General features: G+C 70.2%; 12 protein-coding genes. 9 read left to right on the top strand and 3 right to left on the bottom strand.

Annotated elements, in window-relative coordinates:
- Positions 1–74: 74 nt before the first annotated feature.
- Positions 75–1,994 carry a BamA/TamA family outer membrane protein gene (locus GGD89_RS06415; protein WP_184043289.1) on the bottom strand — a complete coding sequence of 640 codons (1,920 nt, stop codon included), beginning with the start codon at positions 1,992–1,994 and terminating at the stop codon, positions 75–77.
- A 218-nt stretch (positions 1,995–2,212) separates the two neighbouring features.
- Here GGD89_RS06415 and GGD89_RS06410 point away from each other — a divergent pair, with 218 nt between their 5' ends.
- Positions 2,213–3,073, top strand: a complete 861-nt coding sequence (locus tag GGD89_RS06410) for a branched-chain amino acid aminotransferase (RefSeq protein ID WP_184043288.1) — start codon at positions 2,213–2,215, stop codon at positions 3,071–3,073.
- A 33-nt stretch (positions 3,074–3,106) separates the two neighbouring features.
- Here GGD89_RS06410 and GGD89_RS20515 read toward each other — a convergent pair whose 3' ends face one another.
- The gene (locus tag GGD89_RS20515; RefSeq protein WP_184043287.1) at positions 3,107–6,616 is read right to left on the bottom strand and encodes an SNF2-related protein; all 3,510 of its coding nucleotides are present in this window, start codon (positions 6,614–6,616) and stop codon (positions 3,107–3,109) included.
- Between the two features lie 380 nt (positions 6,617–6,996).
- On the opposite strand from GGD89_RS20515, the gene GGD89_RS06400 reads away from it, so the two are divergent.
- From GGD89_RS06400 to GGD89_RS06365, 8 genes are all read left to right on the top strand, one after another.
- Entirely contained in the window at positions 6,997–7,293 is a 297-nt protein-coding gene (locus tag GGD89_RS06400; RefSeq protein ID WP_184043286.1) for an SCP2 sterol-binding domain-containing protein, read from the top strand.
- 215 nt (positions 7,294–7,508) lie between these two features.
- Positions 7,509–9,242 (top strand): long-chain-fatty-acid--CoA ligase, encoded by a 1,734-nt coding sequence (locus GGD89_RS06395; protein ID WP_184043285.1) that lies wholly within the window; start codon positions 7,509–7,511, stop codon positions 9,240–9,242.
- 129 nt (positions 9,243–9,371) lie between these two features.
- Positions 9,372–9,767: a MerR family transcriptional regulator gene (locus GGD89_RS06390; protein WP_184043284.1), complete on the top strand. Its 396-nt coding sequence runs from the start codon at positions 9,372–9,374 to the stop codon at positions 9,765–9,767.
- 79 nt (positions 9,768–9,846) lie between these two features.
- Positions 9,847–10,983 (top strand): thiolase family protein, encoded by a 1,137-nt coding sequence (locus GGD89_RS06385; protein ID WP_184043283.1) that lies wholly within the window; start codon positions 9,847–9,849, stop codon positions 10,981–10,983.
- On the top strand, positions 10,983–13,310 hold the full coding sequence (locus GGD89_RS06380) for a 3-hydroxyacyl-CoA dehydrogenase/enoyl-CoA hydratase family protein (protein ID WP_184043282.1): 2,328 nt from the start codon (positions 10,983–10,985) through the stop codon (positions 13,308–13,310). The genes GGD89_RS06385 and GGD89_RS06380 overlap by 1 nt, the downstream gene beginning before the upstream one ends.
- Positions 13,311–13,547: 237 nt before the next feature.
- On the top strand, positions 13,548–15,332 hold the full coding sequence (locus GGD89_RS06375) for an acyl-CoA dehydrogenase C-terminal domain-containing protein (RefSeq protein ID WP_184043281.1): 1,785 nt from the start codon (positions 13,548–13,550) through the stop codon (positions 15,330–15,332).
- A gap of 60 nt (positions 15,333–15,392) precedes the next feature.
- Positions 15,393–15,920: a thioesterase family protein gene (locus GGD89_RS20005; protein WP_184043280.1), complete on the top strand. Its 528-nt coding sequence runs from the start codon at positions 15,393–15,395 to the stop codon at positions 15,918–15,920.
- A 35-nt stretch (positions 15,921–15,955) separates the two neighbouring features.
- A complete protein-coding gene (locus GGD89_RS06365) occupies positions 15,956–16,807 on the top strand; it encodes an SDR family oxidoreductase (protein WP_184043279.1) in 852 nt (283 codons plus the stop codon).
- A gap of 158 nt (positions 16,808–16,965) precedes the next feature.
- Here GGD89_RS06365 and dctP read toward each other — a convergent pair whose 3' ends face one another.
- Positions 16,966–17,985: a TRAP transporter substrate-binding protein DctP gene (dctP, locus tag GGD89_RS06360; RefSeq protein ID WP_184043278.1), complete on the bottom strand. Its 1,020-nt coding sequence runs from the start codon at positions 17,983–17,985 to the stop codon at positions 16,966–16,968.
- Between the last annotated feature and the right edge of the window lie 16 nt (positions 17,986–18,001).

Below are 18,001 nucleotides of genomic sequence, written 5' to 3'. Positions count from 1 at the left end.
TGGGTCTTCGGGTCTGCCCTGTCGGGGTGTGGGACGGTCAGGGGTTCAGAGGTTCTGGGGAGCGCGGTCGTCGGTCAGAACGCCTGCCCGAGGCTGATGTAGACCTGGACGAGATCATCGCTGGCGCGCCGGTTCAACGGCACGCCGATGTCCACGCGCAATGGTCCAAAATCGGTGTAATAGCGCCCGCCCAGGCCGGCCGCGTACTGGATCGGCTCGGCGAAGTCCGGCCAGGTGGCCTCGGAGACGGCGCCCGCCTCGACGAAGGGTACCAGGCCGATGGTCTCGGTCACCTTGATGCGCGCCTCCAGGCCCACTTCGAGGGCCGAGCGGCCGCCCGTCGGATCGTCATCGTCGTCCAGCGGGCCGATGCGCTGATGCCCATAGCCGCGCACCGATCCGCCGCCGCCGGAGTACAGGCGCCGCGTGGCCGGGACATCCCCGGCGTCGGCGCCGAACAGGCTGGCCAGCCGGGTCCGGGCGGCCAGCACCAGGCGATCGCCGTCCAGGGGCGCCCAGTAGGCCGAGGCCACGACGTCGGCAACCCCGAAGGTGACGGTCTGATCCTCCACTTGACCGGTGTAGGGGGTCAGCGTCAAGCCCAGGCGGGTTCCCTGGGTGGGGTCTAGCGGGTCGTCGGTGGTGTCGCGGGTGGCGCCCAGCGGCAGGCCCACCAGCACGCTCTGACGGCTCTCGCCCTGGTCGTCCAGGTTGGCCAGTTCCACGGTGGTGCCGGCCGAGACCCGCCAGCGGTCGTTCAGGCGCCGGTCCAGGGCCGCCGTGGTTTCCAGGGACAGCCCCTGATAGGCCGCCTGATCGGCGCGCGTCACCGCCGAGGACAGGCGCAGCGACTGGTCCGGATGCAGGAAGCGGGGTTTCTCGAACAGCACTTCCGCCGACTGCTCGTACAGGGCGACGTCCAGGTTGACCCGCAGGCTCTCGGCGCGGCCGAACAGCGTGCGGTGTTCCCACGAGAAGCGCGCGCCGGGACCGTCCTCTGTCGAGTAACGCAGGCCGGCGCCGATGGAGCGCGGCGGCGCCTCGGTCACGGTGACGATCACCGCGAGGCGGCCGGCGTCGTCCGGCGCCTCGCCCGGTTTCACGGTGACCGAGCGGAACAGCCGGGTGGACAGCAGGGTGGTCCGGTAGCGGTCCAGAAGGGCGCGGTCGAAGGTGTCGCCCTCGGTCCACGGGATCCGGTCGGCCAGGGCATCCTGTTTCATGCGGTCCAGGCCCACGAAGCGGGTGGCCCCGAACACGGCCGGCGGTCCGGCGTCGACCAGCAGCCGCACGCCCATGGCCCGGCGCGCATGGTTGACCGCCACCCGGCGGTCGCGGACCTCGGCGAAGGGCCGGCCCGCCGTGCGCAGGTCGGCCACCAGGCGGGCCTCGGCGCTCAGCACGGCCTCGGCGCGGGCCGGGTCGCCGACCGTCAGGCCCACCGGGTCCAGGGTGCCGGGCAGCGTGCGGTCGCCGGTCCCGGTGACGGTGTAGACGACGCGGGTTCCGGTCACGCGATAGCGCGCGCCCGGAGAGACGGTCACCGTGACCTGGGCCTTGGGTGCGTCGTCGATGGTTCCGTCGACGCGGGCATCGAAGTACCCCTCCTGCCGCAACAGGTGGGTCAGGGCCGCCTGGTCGGCCTCCAGCCGGCGGCGCAGGCCGAGGCGCGTGGCCGGCGGGTCGCCGGCCAGGGCCTTCAGGGACGAGGCCGCCTCCAGGCGCGTGGCCAGGTCCCCGGGGACGTCGGCCGTGTCGGTCAGCCGCAGGTCCACGCTGTAGGCCACGCTTGGCCCGGCGTCGGGCGGGGGGGCGTCCGATGCCGGATCATCGGCGGGGGGGGCGGCGGCCGTAGTGTCGGCGTGTGACGTGTTGTCGTTGATCGCCGGCGTTGGCTCCTGGCCATGGGCCGGGGTGGGCGGCAGCGTCGCCGCCACGGCCAACACCACACCGACGGTCACCAGGGTTGATCGCGCGCGGACCGGGCGAGGCACGGGGACTCCTTCGGGTCGGACAGGATCGACACGATTGTTCCGGCGGCGACCGCGTCGGCGACGCCGCGATGCGGCCCCGGCCATGGACTTCCGGGCGCCGCCGCGCTCATACTACACCGGATTCCCGGGTTGCGCGCCAGGGGGCACCGCCGCCCCCGCCGAGAGGCGCGGACGCGCGCCCGCCAGACCGGACGGCACGCAGAGGAGCGAACGGCGCGATGACCCAGGCTTGGACCTATGTTGACGGTGACTGGCGCGATGGCAACCCCCCGGTCCTTGGTCCGCTGACTCATGCCACCTGGCTGTCGTCGATCGTCTTCGACGGGGCGCGCGCCTTCGAGGGCGTGACCCCCGACCTGGACCTGCACTGCCAGCGGTGCGTGGAGTCGGCCATTCGCATGGGCATGCATCCGACCGTGACGGCGGCGGAGATCGAGGCCCTCGCGCGGGACGGGCTGACCCGCTTTCCACCCGACGCGGCGCTGTACATCCGACCGCTGTTCTACTGCGAGTCCGGATGGGTGTCCGCCGATCCGACCAGCACCCGCTTCATGCTGACCCTGGTCGAGACACCCATGCAGGAACCCGGCGGCTTCACCGCCTGTCTGTCCAGCTATCGCCGGCCGGCGCCGGACCAGGCGCCGGTGGACTGCAAGGCGTCCTGCCTCTACCCGCTCGCCGGGCGGGCGCTACGCGAGGCCGGCGCGCGCGGCTTCGACAACGCGGTGCTGCTGGACCCCTGGGGCTCGGTGGCCGAGTTCGCCACCGCCAACCTGTTCATGGCCAAGGACGGCGTGGTCAGCACTCCGGCCCTCAACGGCACCTTCTTGAACGGGGTCACCCGCCAGCGGGTGCTGAAGCTGCTGCGTCTCGACGGCCATGTGGTGCTGGAGCGCGACATCGAGCCGGAGGACCTGGAGGACGCCGACGAGATCTTCTCCACCGGCAATCATTTGAAGGTCATGCCGGTACGCCGCTACGGGGACCGGGAATTGATCTACGGTCCCTTCGCCCGGCGGGCGCGTGCCCTGTACTGGGACTTCGCCCACGGCCGCCTGCCCGAGACGGTCCGCATGTAGCCCCCACCGGCCCGCTCGGCGGCATGCGCGGCGTCACGCCGCGCCCAGCAGGAACTCCACGTCCTCCTCGCTGATGTCGAAGGGGGTGGCGCCGTCGGGATCGAACAGACCGTCGGCCAGCGCCTGCTTGCGGTCCTTCAGAACCTGCATCTTGCCCTCGATGGTGTCCTCGGCGATCAGCTTGTAGACGAACACCGCCTTGTCCTGGCCGATGCGATGGGCGCGGTCGGTGGCCTGGTTCTCGACCGCCGGGTTCCACCACGGATCATAGTGGATCACGGTGTCGGCGGCGGTCAGGTTCAGGCCGGTGCCGCCGGCCTTCAGGCTGATCAGGAACAGGGGCACCTCGCCCCCCTGGAAGCGCTTGATGAGGCTGGTCCGGTCCCGGGTCTGGCCCGTCAGCATCACATGGGGCAGGGCGCGCGCCGTTACCTCGGCCGCGATCAGGTCCAGCATGCTGGTGAACTGCGAGAACAGCAGCACCCGGCGGCCCTCGTCGATCATCTCGGGCAGCATCTCCAGCAGCCGCTCCAGCTTGGCCGAGCCGGCCTCGGCGAGCCTGGTGCCGCGTTTCACCTGACGGGCATTGGCCACCAGGCGCGGGTCGCAACACACCTGGCGCAGGCGCAACAGCGCCTCCAGCAGCTCAATGCGGCTGCGCGCCAGACCCTTGCGGGCGATGGCGTCGCGGACCTTGGAGTGCATGGCGAGGCGGATGCCCTCGTAGACGCTGCGCTGGGCGGCGGGCAACGTGACGTGGTCGACGATGTCGGTGCGCGGCGGCAACTCGGCCAGCACATCGCCCTTGACCCGTCGCAGCAGGAACGGCCGCAGGCGCCGCGACAGGCGGGCCTGGCGCTCGACATCGCCGTGCTTCTCGATGGGGGTGCGCCACTGCTTGTTGAAGGTCTTGCGGTCTCCCAGCATGCCCGGCGACAGCACGTCGAACAGCGCCCACAGGTCACCCAGGGTGTTCTCCACCGGCGTGCCCGTCAGTGCCAGACGGTGGCGCGCGGTCAGGCGGCGCAAGGTCTTGGCGGCCGTGGTCGCCGGGTTCTTGACCATCTGCGCCTCGTCCAGGATCAGCAGGTGCCAGTCCTGGCCGGCCAGCACCTCGCCGTCGTGTCCCAGCAACGGATAGGTGCTGAACACCAGGTCGTGCTCCGCCAGCCGGCCGAAATCCGCCTTGCGCGCCGGTCCCTGGAGGATGAGCGTGCGCAGGTGGGGCGTGAACTGCGCCGCCTCCGCCTGCCAGTTCCCCATCAGGCTGGTCGGCGCCACCACCAGCGAGGGCCGGTCCAGGCGGCCGGCGGCTTTTTCGAGGGCGAGGTGGGCCAGGGCCTGCACCGTCTTGCCCAGGCCCATGTCGTCGGCGAGGATGCCACCCAGCCCGACCTCGCGTAAAAGCTGCATCCAGGCGACACCGGAGGCCTGATAGGGCCGCAGGGTGCCCCGAAAGTCGGCCGGCGGCGTGATCGCTGGCGCCGCGCCGTGGGTCTCGCGAAGGCGCCGGGCGAGCGCGCGCACCGCCTCGCCTCCGCGGAAGGTCACGCCGACGGCGCCGGCCGCGTCCTCGAACCCGGCGAGATCCGCCATATCCAGCGCCGACAGCCGCACCCGGTCCGAGGGCGCCGTGTCGGTGCTCAACAGGTGGGCCAGCGCCAGCAGGATCGGGCGCACCCGGCCAAAGGGCATGATCACCACCGTACCGTCGGCCAGGGGGAGGTTCAGCGGCCGATCGTCCTGGTCGTCGCTGCCCAGGGCCTCCAGGATGTCCTCGGCGGGGATCCGGTTCAGGATGCGCACCAGGGCCGGCAGGATGTCGATCCGCCGGCCGTCCACCATCACCCCCAGGCCCAGGTCGAACCAGTCGATGCCCGACCCTTCGCCGGCCGCCCCGCCGCCGTCGTCCAGCAGGGCCTCGATCTCGCCATCGACCAGGACCGGGCGGATGGGGAAGTCGTCGGCGATCTCGATCTGCCAGCCCTCGTCGCGCAGGGCCGGCAGATGGTCCAGGACGATGTCCAGCCAGGCCGCCTGAAGGTCGTCGTCATGCGCCAGGCAGAAATCGTCCCTGTATTGATCCGATACGGAGAGGTCGTAGCGATGGGACAGGCGCGTGAACCCCAGGTCCACCAGGCGCCGGAAGCTCTTGGTTTCGTGTGAGGGGGTGCGGGTGATCTCCACCAGACCGTCGTCCGTGACGCGGGTGATCTTTCGCGGCGTGTGGTCGTTTGGGGGGGTGACCGGCACCTCGATATCGCCGTACCGGATGGCCAGCCGCGCGGTGGGCAGGGACACTGTCTCCGCCGCATCGGCGCGATTGCGGGGCGGCCAAGACTGGCGCGACACCGGGATCGGCCGCAGGCGCAGCACAGGAACCGGCGCCGCCTTGATCCGGCGGGGCGGCGCCAGGGGTTGGGGCAGGCTTTCGGGGGTGGTCGTGGCGACCTCTTCGCCGAACAGCGTGGTCAGCCGCGCGCGCACCGGCGCGACCTGATCCGCCGGCAACGCCGGCGCGCGCAACAGGGCGTCGAGCAGGCGTGGGGCCATCTCGACCGTCAGCGGGCTGGCCAGCACGCGCGTGTCGTCGTCCGGATCCCGCGTCACCAGCCAGGGGGGCACCACCGGCAGCAGGGCCAGGACGGTGTCTCCATCAGCGTCGGGGGTGTCGGCGGGGACCACGGTGGGGCGTTGCCGGCCATCCAGGTGCACGGTCCAGGTGATGCGCCCGGGCCGGGGCGAACCCCGCTCGACGCGTGGGCCGGTCAGGGTTTCCCAGCGACAGCGGCCGGTATCGATCATGGATCCGATCCGCGCGGCGCCCTCCCGGCCGCGCAGGCCGTGGTCGTCCAGGGGCGCGGAAAAGTGGCTCAGGATCGCCCGGTCGGACGGCCGCAGGTACATCGGCCCACCCTGGTCGTGATGAAGGCTGCCGGGCTTGAACACCGAGACGTGGCGTCCGAACGTGCCGCCGTTGTTCAGGCGCGCCGACAGGAACCGCACCCGGGCCTCGGTTTGCGCGTCGTGGCGGGTGTGCAGGGACAGGGCATAGATCAGCCGCTGCCGCACCGACTCCGGATAGTCCTCGCTGGCCGACTTGCTGGCCGCCGCCAGACCCTGCAACCACGAGGCCACCTCGGGCGAGAGCGGATCGGCCGGTCGCGCCGGAGCGGGGGTGCCGGCCGGTTTCCGCGCCGAGCCCGGCTTGAGGACGCCCATCGGTTTCGAATGGGCCTCCGGCATCCTCAGCACGCCGTTTTCGAGGGCCTGAAGCAGCAACGCCACCACGTGCTTGCACTGCGTCTCCATCGGACATGTGCAGTCGCTGGTCATGGCCGGACGTCCGCTCCGGGTCAGCGACAGGCGGACCTCGGTCTGATAGGGGCGCCGACGCGTGCCGGCGACCACGCCCTTGATGTGGGTGCCGTCGGGCGCGGTCCACAGCACCGTGGCCTTGCGAGCGCGGTGGTACGCGGCGCCTCGTTGCCAGGTCACCGACGTGAACGTGGCCTGGAGCATGTCAAGGGGAGGGGCGGACACGGCGGTGGGAGTCCTTGAGCATGGGCGGTCGGCGTGCGTCGGGATGGGGTTTGCCACGTCTACGGCGGCGCGCGCCGACGGTGGAGATCCCTGCCGCCCGTGGGGCGTTCAGGATGACGCAGGATGAAGACTGTACGGATTGTATGGCCTGTCGTCATCCCGAGCGAGCGCGGCGGGACGGGAAATTTCCGTCACCAGCCTCCTCCTCCTCTCGACAGGCCCCTCGTGAGCGATCGTCGCTCCGGTGTCAGAGCCCTCATGGATCATGCCTCCCTGGTTGTCATCGCCTCATGGCTGTGGCAAGATTACGAGAACGGCATAAAGATGACGTGAACGTCATCATCAGAAGCCGACGTGAGTCCGCCAGGGAGACGGAAACGATGCAAGACACGGAAGACCGCTTGCGCGAGGCGTTGCCGCGCCTGAACCGCCTGGGGTACGTGGTGCGATTCGCGGTGAGCGACGCGGGTGCGTGGATCGTCGACGGGCGCTCCGCGACGGCGGAGATGGTCGCGGACGACGACCGGGACACCGCCTGTACCATCAAGATATCGAAGGATAATCTGGCGAGGCTGCTGGATGGCCGGCTGGATCCCATGGTGGCCTACAGCCTGGGCAGGATCAAGGTGCTGGGGTCGAAGGGGGTCGCCTTGAAGCTGGTCTCCACCCTCGCCTGACCGCGCGCGCCGCCGGCCCCCGGGGGCGCCTCCAGCCGCCGGGCGGGATATCCGGGGTGGGGTGGCACCGGGGTTCGGGTCGCGGAATGCGCGCGATGCCTTCTTTGTTGACGTTAGAGAATTCCTGTTGACGTCAACGTAATGCTCCGATACCCATGATTTAATTTCGGGTCGGATGCACCCCCGAGAACCACCATGGGAGGATCGCTTCCACGATGGTCACGCCGTCAAACACACACTCTCCGTCCCAGGTCGCGTCCCAGGTCGCGCCCCAGGGGGCGTCCCAGGGGGCGTCACCCTCGCCGTCGCCGTCGGCGCGGACCACGGGGCTGGCTCGCCTGCTCGATGACACGGTCGCCGCGTTTCCGGACCGGCCGGCCGTCGACTTCCTGGGCAAGCGCCTCACCTATGCCGAGCTTGGCGATCTGGTCGACCGGGCCGCGCGCGGCTTCCAGCAGCTTGGGGTGCGCAAGGGGGTCCGGGTGGGCCTGTGCCTGCCCAACACGCCGGTGTTCGTCATCTGCTACTACGCGGTGCTGAAGGTGGGCGGCACGGTGGTGAACTATAACCCGCTGTACGCCCCCCGCGAGTTGCAGACACAGGTCGAGGATTCGGGCACCACCCTCATGGTCACCCTGGATCTGCGCCAGATCTATCCCAAGGTGGCCGCGCTGCTGGACAAGACCTGTCTGGAACGGGTGGTGGTGTGTTCCATGAGCGCCCTGCTGCCGGGCATGAAGGGCCTGCTGTTCTCGGTGCTCAAGCGCTCCGAGATGGCCAGCATCCCCGACGACCTGCACCACATCCCGTTCGCGCGCCTGATCGCCAACGATGGCGCGGTCCGGCCGGTGGACATCGATCCCGAAGAGGACCTGGCGGCCTTGCAGTACACCGGCGGCACCACGGGAGTCCCCAAGGGGGCCATGCTGTCGCACGCCAACCTGTCCGCCAACACCGATCAGCTCTTCCGTTGGATCCCCAATCCGTCGCTGGGACAGGAGCGGATGCTGGCCGTGCTGCCGCTGTTCCATGTGTTCGGCATGACGGTGGCCATGAACCTCGGTGTGCGGCTGGGGGCGGAGTTGATCCTGTTGCCGCGCTTCCACCTGAAGCAGGTGATCCGCACCATCGGCCGCAAGCGCGCGACCCTGTTCCCGGGCGTGCCGACCATTTACACCGCCATCAACAAGGCCCTGGCGGGGGGCGGGGCGGACCTGTCGTCGTTGCAGGTGTGCATTTCCGGCGGCGCGCCCCTGCCGGGCGAGGTGCGGGCCCGCTTCGAATCGCTGACCGGCTGCCGCCTGGTCGAGGGCTACGGCCTGTCCGAAACGGCGCCGGTGGCCACCTGCAATCCGCTGGACGCCGCGCCGCGCGCCGGATCCATCGGTATTCCGATGCCCGCCACCACGATCGAGATCCGCGATCCCGAGCCCCCCCACCGCCTGCGCGGGGTCAACGAGAAGGGCGAGGTCTGCGTGCGTGGGCCGCAGGTGATGAGCGGGTACTGGTGCCGGCCGGAGGAGACGCGCGCCGTCTTCGTGGAGGGCGCCTTGCGCACCGGCGACATCGGCTACCAGGACGCCGACGGCTACTACTATCTGGTGGACCGGATCAAGGACGTCATCCTCTGCGGCGGCTACAACATCTATCCCCGGGTCATCGAGGAAGCGCTCTACCAGCATCCGGATGTGTCCGAGGTGGTGGTGATCGGCGTCCCCGATGACTATCGGGGGCAGGCGCCCAAGGCGTTCGTCACCCTGCGCGACGGCGCCCGCGTCGATCCGGCCGACCTGAGGGCCTTCCTGACCGAGCACATCTCGCGCATCGAGATGCCGACGGCGATCGAGATCCGCGACGCCTTGCCCAAGACCATGGTCGGCAAGCTTTCGAAAAAGGAACTGGTCGACGAGGAAGCGGTCCGCCGCGCGACCGCCGCGTCGGCCTCCTGACCGCGGTCACGCGCCGGACTTGCCCCTAACGGCCTCTGTTGGCGAAAGGTCTTTGTGGTTTGAAGATGACGCACAGGGAAGATATCTTCCGTGCCCGTTACTTAGCGTCTTATGGGAAAGCGGGCAGGCATGGAAAAGCTGTACTCGATCACGGAACTCGCGCGAGACCTGAACATCACACCGCGCACCATTCGCTACTACGAGGACCAGGGACTGCTGGCGCCGCAGCGGGTGGGCACCACGCGGGTGTATTCGCACCGCGACCGGGCGCGCATGATCCTGATCCTGCGCGGCAAGCGTCTCGGCTTTTCGCTGAAGGACATCAAGGAGTACCTCGATCTGTACGTCGTCGACACGACCCAGGTCGAACAGATCCGGGTGCTGGTCGCCAGGGTGGGCGACCGCATCGCCCAACTCGAGGATCAGTTGCAGACCGTGCAGACCACGTTGAAGGAGCTGCGCGATATCGAGCGCGTCAGCCTCGACATGCTGCGCCAAAAGGGCGCGGACGCGTCCTCGGTCTAGGGCGGGGGCGTCCGCATCACCCGGCGCCGCTCGTCTCGACGGTCCTTTCCCCTCCCTCCCGACCGCTGGAGACACGCCGATGAAGAAGGTGGTTATCGCCGGGTATGCGCGCTCGCCGTTCACCCTGGCAACCAAGGGCGCGCTGGCGTCCGTGCGGCCGGATGACCTGGCCGCCCAGGTGATCCGCGCGCTGGTGGCACGCACCGGTGTCCGCCCCGAGGACATCGAGGACCTGTTGCTCGGATGCGCCTTCCCCGAGGGCGAGCAGGGCCTCAATCTGGCCCGCCTGGTGGGGTTGATGAGCGGCCTGCCCCAGTCCGTGGGCGCCGCCACCCTGAACCGCTTCTGCGGGTCCTCCATGAGTTCGGTGCATGTGGCGGCCGGCTCGATCGCCATGGGCGCCGGCGAGGCGTTCGTCTGCGCCGGCGTGGAAAGCATGAGCCGGGTGCCCATCATGGGCTTCAACCCGCTGCCGCATCCCGATTTCGCCACGTCGAACCCCGGCGCCTACAGCAGCATGGGCGAGACCGCTGAAAACGTCGCCGCGCGCTGGTCGATCCCGCGCGCCGACCAGGAGGCGTTCGCGTTGCGCTCCCAACAGCGCACGGCCGAGGCCCAGGCGGCCGGCCGCCTGGCCGACGAGATCGTGCCCATCACCGGCCGCAAGGGCACGGTGGACCGGGACGGCTGCCCGCGCCCCGAGGCGACGGCCGAGGGGCTGGCCGGACTGAAACCGTCCTTCGACGCCGAGGGCGTGGTGACCGCCGGCACATCGTCGCCGCTGACCGACGGCGCCGCCGCCGTGCTGGTGTGCTCCGCCGACTACGCCGAGGCCAACGGCCTGGATGTGCTGGCGGCCGTGACCTCGGTGGCGGTGGACGGCTGCGATCCCGAGATCATGGGCATCGGCCCGGTGGGCGCCACCCGCAAGGCGCTCCGGCGCGCCAACCTGACGGTGGACCACCTGGACGTCATCGAACTTAACGAGGCCTTCGCCAGCCAGTCGCTGGCCTGCATGCGCGACCTGGGCCTGGACGAGGGCAAGGTGAACCTCGACGGCGGGGCCATCGCCCTTGGTCACCCGCTGGGGGCCACGGGTGCGCGCATCGTCGGCAAGGCCGCCAGCCTGTTGCGGCGGGAGAAGGGGCGCTATGCCCTGGCGACCCAGTGCATCGGCGGCGGTCAGGGCATCGCGACCATCCTGGAGGCGGTGTGATGACCGAGATCAAGACCGTCGCCGTGCTCGGCGCCGGGGTCATGGGGGCGGGCATCGCCGCCCACGTGGCCAACGCCGGGGCGCGGGTGCTGCTGCTGGACATCGTGCCGCCCGGGGCGGAGACCCGCAACGCCCTGGCCGAGGGCGCGGTGGCCCGCATGCTCAAGGTCGATCCGGCGCCCTTCATGGGCAAGGCCGCCGCCCGCAACGTCATCCCCGGCAACCTGGAGGATGACCTGGACAAACTGGCCGAGGCGGACTGGATCATCGAGGCGGTGATCGAGCGCCTGGACATCAAGCGCGACCTGTACGCCCGCATCGAGGCGGTGCGCAAGGAGGGCAGTGTTGTCTCCTCCAACACCTCGACCCTGCCGCTGTCCACCCTGGTGGAGGGGATGCCGGAGCGCTTCGCCCGCGACTTCCTCATCGCCCACTTCTTCAACCCGCCGCGCTACATGCGGCTGATGGAACTGGTCGGCGGTCCCCGGACCCGGCCGGAGGCGCTGGCGGCGGTGGAGCGCTTCGCCGACCTGCGCCTGGGCAAGAGCGTGGTGCACTGCAAGGACACCCCCAGCTTCATCGCCAACCGCCTGGGTGTGGTCTGGATCCAGACCGCCGTGGTCGAAGCGGTCGAACGTGGCCTGGACGTGGAGGATGTGGACGCCCTCATCGGCAAGCCCATGGGCATCCCCAAGACCGGGGTGTTCGGCCTGCTGGACCTGGTGGGGCTGGACCTGATCCCCCATGTCACGGCCAGCCTGGCCGGGTCGCTGCCCAAGGACGACCCGTTCCACGCCATCAACCGGCCGGTGCCGCTGGTGGAACGCATGATCGCCGAGGGCTATACCGGGCGGAAGGGCAAGGGCGGCTTTTACCGCCTGAACCGGTCCGGCGGCGGCCGCGTCAAGGAGGCGCTGGACCTGACCACCGGCGACTATCGCGTGTCCCGCAAGGCCGACGTGGCGGCGGTCAAGGACAGCCGCAAGGACCTGCGCGCGCTGCTGAGCCACGACAGCCCGCACGGCGCCTATGCCTGGGCGGTGATGGGGCCGACGCTGGCCTATGCCGCGTCCCTGGCGGGCGTGGTGGCCGACCACATCGCCGAGATCGACGAGGCCATGCGCCTGGGCTACGCCTGGACGCAGGGACCGTTCGAGCTGATCGACCGGATCGGCGCCGACTGGCTGGCCGAGCGGCTGGCGGCCGACGGCATGACCGTGCCGGCGATCCTGAAGACCGCCGCTGGCCGCGCCTTCTACCGCGTCGAGGACGGTCATCTGCAACAACTCGGCCTCGACGGCGCCTATCATCCCGTCCAACGGCCCGAAGGCGTGCTGTTGCTGGAGGACGTCAAGCGCGCCTCCAAGCCGATCCTGCGCAACGCCTCCGCCGCGCTGTGGGACATCGGCGACGGCGTCGCCTGCTTTGAGTTCACCAGCAAGATGAACGCCATGGACCCGGACATCATGGACTTGCTGGGCAAGGCCATGCGCCGGGTGAAGACAGACTACAAGGCCCTGGTGATCCACAACGAGGGCACCAACTTCTCGGTGGGCGCCAACCTGGGCCTGGCCCTGTTCGCGGCCAACATCGCCGCCTGGACCGAGATCGAAAGCCTGGTCGAGCAGGGCCAGGAGACCTATCGCGCCCTGCGGACGGCGCCGTTCCCGGTGGTCGGCGCGCCCTCTGGCATGGCGCTCGGCGGGGGGTGCGAAATCCTGCTGCATTGCGATGCCGTCCAGGCCCACGCCGAGACCTACATCGGCCTGGTGGAATGCGGCGTGGGCATCGTGCCCGCCTGGGGTGGTTGCGCCGAGATGCTGCACCGCTGGCAGACGCTGGGCAGGGTCCCCAAGGGTCCCATGCCGGCGGCGGCCAAGGTGTTCGAAACCATCAGCACGGCCACGGTGGCCAAGTCGGCCGCCGAGGCCAAGACGCTGCTGTACCTGCGTCCGGACGACGGCATCACCATGAACCGAAGCCGCCTGCTGGCCGACGCCAAGGCGCGCGCCCTGGCCATGGTGGAGGCCGGCTACACCCCGCCGGAGCCACGCGCCTACGCCCTGCCGGGACCCTCGGGCCGCGCGGCGATGGAGATGGCGGTGCGCGGCTTCCGCCGCCTGGGCAAGGCCACGCCGCATGACGCGGTGGTGTCCGGCGCCCTGGCCGAGGTGTTGTCGGGCGGCGACGCCGATCCCCTGGACACCCTGGACGAGGACGCCGTGCTGGATCTGGAGCGCGCCCAGTTCATGCGGCTGGTGCGCGAGGCCGGCACCATCGCGCGGGTCGAACACATGCTGCTCACCGGCAAGCCGCTCCGGAACTGATACCAGCGGCGGATGAGCGTGACTCATCCGCCCCCGGGCGCCTTGCAGGCGCCCGGATGTTCCAGATCTTGGCACCGCAAAGCGGTGCCAGGGCGGCACCGGCCCGCTCCCCCACCCGGCCACCCACGACAGTATGCTTGGGGTGGCCGGGTGGGGGAGCGGGCCGGCCAAGGACTGCAACGGTCATTCTCAATGACCGTTGGTATGAGTCCCCATCAACACAGGAAGATACAGACGATGGCCAGCTACACCGCGCCCCTGCGCGACATGCGCTTCGTCCTCTACGAACTGTTGGAGGGCGACCGCCTGACCGGCCTTCCCGGGTACGAGGACTTCACCCGCGACGTGATCGACCCGGTGCTGGAGGAGGCCGGCAAGATCTGCGCCGAGGTACTGCACCCCCTCAACCGCAGCGGCGACGAGGAGGGGTGCACCCTGGAGAACGGCGTGGTGCGCACGCCGGCCGGCTTCAAGACGGCCTACGACCTGTTCCGCGACGGGGGCTGGACGGCGCTGGCCTGCGATCCGGCTTACGGCGGCCAGGGACTGCCGGCCATGGTCAACATCCTGGTCATCGAGATGATCTGTTCGGCCAACCTGTCCTTCGGCATGTACCCGGGCCTGTCCCAGGGCGCCTACGAAGCCGTGCACGGCCACGGCGCCCAGGCCCTGAAGGACCGGTACCTGCCCAGGCTGGTGGACGGCACCTGGGCGGGCACCATGTGCCTGACGGAGCCGCACTGCGGGACCGACCTCGGCCTGCTGCGCACCAAGGCGGTGCCCCAGGAGGACGGCAGCTACCGGGTGACGGGCACCAAGATCTTCATCTCGGCCGGGGATCACGACCTGACCGAGAACATCGTTCATCTGGTGCTGGCCCGCCTGCCCGACGCGCCCAAGGGGATCAAGGGGATCAGCCTGTTCCTGGTGCCCAAGGTCATCCCCAGGGAGGATGGCGGCCTCGGCCCGCGCAACGGCGTCACCTGCGCCAGCATCGAGCACAAGATGGGCATCAAGGCATCGTCCACCTGCGTGCTCACCTTCGAGGACGCCACCGGCTGGCTGGTGGGCACGCCCCACAAGGGCATGCGGGCCATGTTCACCATGATGAACGCCGCGCGCATGGCGGTCGGCGTGCAGGGGCTGGGGGTGGCCGAGGCCGCCTACCAGGGCGCGGCGGCCTATGCCCGCGAGCGCCTTCAGGGGCGCGCCCTGTCCGGCGCCAAGCGCCCCGACCTGCCGGCCGATCCCCTGACGGTGCATGCCGATGTGCGCCGCATGCTGCTCACCCAGCGGGCGTCCGTGGAGGGTTGCCGGGCGCTGGCCGCCTGGGTGGCCTGGCACCAGGATCTGGAGATGCGCCACCCCGATCCGCGGGCGCGCCAGGAGGCCGGCGACTTCGTCGCCCTCATGACGCCCATCGTCAAGGCGCTGTTGAGCGACCTGGGGTTCGAGGGCGCCAGCCTGGGCGTGCAGGTGTTGGGTGGACATGGCTACATCCGCGAGCACGGCATGGAGCAGTACGTGCGCGACGCCCGCATCACCCAGATCTACGAGGGCGCCAACGGGGTCCAGGCCCTCGACCTGGTGGGGCGCAAGCTGCCGGCCAACGCCGGCCGGTCGCTGCGCCGCTTCTTCCATCCGGTGAGCGCCTATATCGAAGCCTCCATGGATAACGACGATTTGGCGCCGTTCGTCATGCCCCTGGCCAAGGCGTTCACCCGCCTGCAACAGGCCACCGCCCAGGTGGCGCGGGCCGGCATGGCCAATCCCGACGAGGCCGGGGCGGCGGCCAGCGACTATCTGCGCCTGTTCGGGTTGACGGCGTTGGCGTTCCTGTGGACCCGCATGGCGGAAACCGCGCTGGCCAAGGCCGACGACGATCCGGACGGATTCTATGCCGCCAAGGTGGCCACGGCCCGCTTCTTCATGGACCGCATGCTGCCGCAGAGCGGCGCGCTGTTCTCGGCGGTGATGGCCGGTGGGGCGTCGATGATGGACTTCGACGAGGCGGCGTTTTGATGGGACGCGGCGATGCCCGGCGGGCATCGCCGCTCTTCCCGTGCATGCGAGGGCACGACCATGAACCTCTGGCTGCGCCTGACCCGTGTCATCCTCGCCAGCCTGGTCCGCCCCCGCCTGGCCATGGTGGACGGGTCCGGGCTGACGTTCCGGGTCTGGCCCACGGACCTCGACTTCAACCTGCACATGACCAACGCCCGCTACCTGGCCCTCATGGACCTGGGCCGCATGGACCTGATCCTGCGCACCGGGCTATGGCGCACCATCGTTCGGCACAAGTGGGCGCCGGTCATCGGCGGCACGGTGGTGCGCTACCGCCGGCCCCTGCATCCGTTCCAGCGTGTCCGCCTGACCAGCCGCATGCTCACCTGGGACGACAAGTGGATCTACATCGAGCACCGGCTCGAGTCGGGCGGCCGGCTGGCCTGCCAGGCGGTGGTGCGCAGCGCCTTCGTCGGCCCGGACGGCACCGTGCCGCCCCCGGCCGTGGCCGATGCCGTGGGGCACGACGGCGCTGCGCCGGCGCTGCCGACCTGGGTCGCGACCTGGAAAGGCATGGACGACAGCCTGGGCCGCTTCGTCTCGTGATCGACTCTCAAGACGCTCACCCGAAGGAGGACCGCATGGTCGACTTGCGCGACAAGACCCTGTTCATCACCGGGGCCAGCCGGGGCATCGGCCAGGCGATCGCGACGCGGGCGGCGCGCGACGGCGCCAACATCATCGTCGCCGCCAAGACGGCGCAGCCCCACGCCAAGCTGCCGGGCACCATCCACGACTCCGCCGCCGCCGTCGAGGCCGCCGGGGGCCGCGCCCTGCCCGTGGCCGTGGACGTGCGGGACGAGATGTCGGTCGCCCGGGCGGTGGCCGAGGGCGCCGAACACTTCGGCGGCATCGACATCGTCGTCAACAACGCGAGCGCCATCAGCCTGACCGGCACCGCCGAGACACCCATGAAGCGCGTGGACCTGATGTGGGACGTCAACATGCGCGGCACCTTCGCGGTGACCCAGGCCTGCCTGCCGTGGCTGCGCCGGGCGGACAACCCGCACATCCTGACGCTGTCGCCGCCGCCGTCGCTGGACCCGGCCTGGTACGGGCCGCACGTGGCCTACACCCTCAGCAAGATGGGCATGAGCCTGTGCGTGCTGGGCTGGGCCGAGGAGTTCCGTGCCCAGGGCATCGCCGCCAATGCCTTGTGGCCGCGCACGGTCATCGACACCGCCGCGCTGGCCATGCTGGGCGGTGCCGTCAAGCCGGAGCACTGCCGCACCCCGGCGATCCTGGCCGACGCGGCGCACGCCATCCTCACCCGCCCGGCGCGGACCTGTACCGGGCGCTTCTTCATCGACGACGAGGTGCTGCGCGAGGCCGGCGTCACCGACCTGTCCGGCTACGCCGTCGATTCGTCGAAGCCGCTGTTGCCGGACCTGTTCCTGCCCGAGGCCCTGGCCATGCCGCGCTCGACCGCCTGATCCCCAGTCCCCCGGTTCCCAAGTCCCCCGGTCCCCTGGCCGACGCGGGGACAATGGCGACGGTCCGGCGCGTCCCCGTCCGTCCGGCCCCGACATGATCACGCGGTCGTGGCGGGGTGGCGGAGGGGGACGGGCCGGCGGTGTGGGGGCGGGGGCGATCAGCCCTCGTGCTTGCGCATGAACGCCTGGAACGCCTCCCAGACCTCGGGATGCCGGTCGATGAAGATCTGGCTGGCCCGGCGCGCGCCCTCGCGGAACGCCGCGTGGGCATCGCCCTCGACCACGTGCAGCGCGCCCCCCTGGCCGAGCATCCGCTCGCGTTCGCGCTTGTCGCCCTCGATACCGCGCATCCACTGCGTGGCGAGCATCTCGGCGGTGGTGTCCTCGATCACCGCCCGCAGGTCGTCGGGCAGATCCTTCAGCCAGGCGTCGTCGGCCACGACGGTGTAGGTCAGCAGCGACAGGCCGGGCACCAGGGTGGCCTTCTTGGACGCCGAGACGCCCACCATCCGCCAGCCGCCGTAGGACGTGAAGATGCCGTCAATGGCCCCCTGCATCAGGGCGGCGGCCATCTCGGTGGCCGGCATGGTGATCGGGCTGGCGCCGTACTCGCGCATCAGCGCCTGCAACACCTTGCCGCCGGTCAGGCGGATCTTCTGCCCCTCCAGGTCGGCGGTGGTCTCCACGAAGCTGTCCGGGAACAGGAAGATCAGGTCGGCGGTGCGCATCAGGCCCATCACCCGCAGGCCCCGGTCGGCGACGAAGTCGGACAGCATGCCGGCCAGTTCCTGGGGCGCGCCCTCCTTCAGCATCACCTCGTCGGTGATCGAGAACGGCAGGTTCACCACGCCGTAGGCCGGCGCCACGCTCTCCAACTGGACGCTGACCGGCCAGACCATGTGGACGGCCCCGGTGCCCAGCGCCGCGACGGCCTCCTTGTCCTTGAACAGCGAGCCGGCGTGGTAGATCTGGACGTCGATGCGCCCGAGGGAGCGCGTCTCGATCAGGTCGGCGTACTCCTCCATGATCTCCGCCGTCCAATGGGTGGTGGCGATCTCGTTGGTCATGATCATCTCGACCTCGGCCGCCCGCGCGGACGGTGAGGCGGTTGCGACCAGAGCGACCAGCGCCGCCACGGCCGTGGCCTGCGCGAATGCGTCGAATACCGTGCGTGTCATGGATGTCTCCCTCTCC

This window comes from Roseospira visakhapatnamensis (assembly GCF_014197915.1).
In the GTDB taxonomy this organism is placed as follows: Bacteria; Pseudomonadota; Alphaproteobacteria; order Rhodospirillales; family Rhodospirillaceae; genus Rhodospira; species Rhodospira visakhapatnamensis.
Note: the sequence above shows the minus strand (reverse complement) of the source record. Positions and strands in the feature narration are given on the sequence as shown.

Coding starts and splice junctions, on each gene's coding strand:
- GGD89_RS06410 (WP_184043288.1), top strand. CDS start 2,213: ATGACCCAGGCTTGGACCTATGTTGACGGTGACTGGCGCGATGGCAAC.
- GGD89_RS06400 (WP_184043286.1), top strand. CDS start 6,997: ATGCAAGACACGGAAGACCGCTTGCGCGAGGCGTTGCCGCGCCTGAAC.
- GGD89_RS06395 (WP_184043285.1), top strand. CDS start 7,509: ATGGTCACGCCGTCAAACACACACTCTCCGTCCCAGGTCGCGTCCCAG.
- GGD89_RS06390 (WP_184043284.1), top strand. CDS start 9,372: ATGGAAAAGCTGTACTCGATCACGGAACTCGCGCGAGACCTGAACATC.
- GGD89_RS06385 (WP_184043283.1), top strand. CDS start 9,847: ATGAAGAAGGTGGTTATCGCCGGGTATGCGCGCTCGCCGTTCACCCTG.
- GGD89_RS06380 (WP_184043282.1), top strand. CDS start 10,983: ATGACCGAGATCAAGACCGTCGCCGTGCTCGGCGCCGGGGTCATGGGG.
- GGD89_RS06375 (WP_184043281.1), top strand. CDS start 13,548: ATGGCCAGCTACACCGCGCCCCTGCGCGACATGCGCTTCGTCCTCTAC.
- GGD89_RS20005 (WP_184043280.1), top strand. CDS start 15,393: ATGAACCTCTGGCTGCGCCTGACCCGTGTCATCCTCGCCAGCCTGGTC.
- GGD89_RS06365 (WP_184043279.1), top strand. CDS start 15,956: ATGGTCGACTTGCGCGACAAGACCCTGTTCATCACCGGGGCCAGCCGG.
- dctP (WP_184043278.1), bottom strand. CDS start 17,985: ATGACACGCACGGTATTCGACGCATTCGCGCAGGCCACGGCCGTGGCG.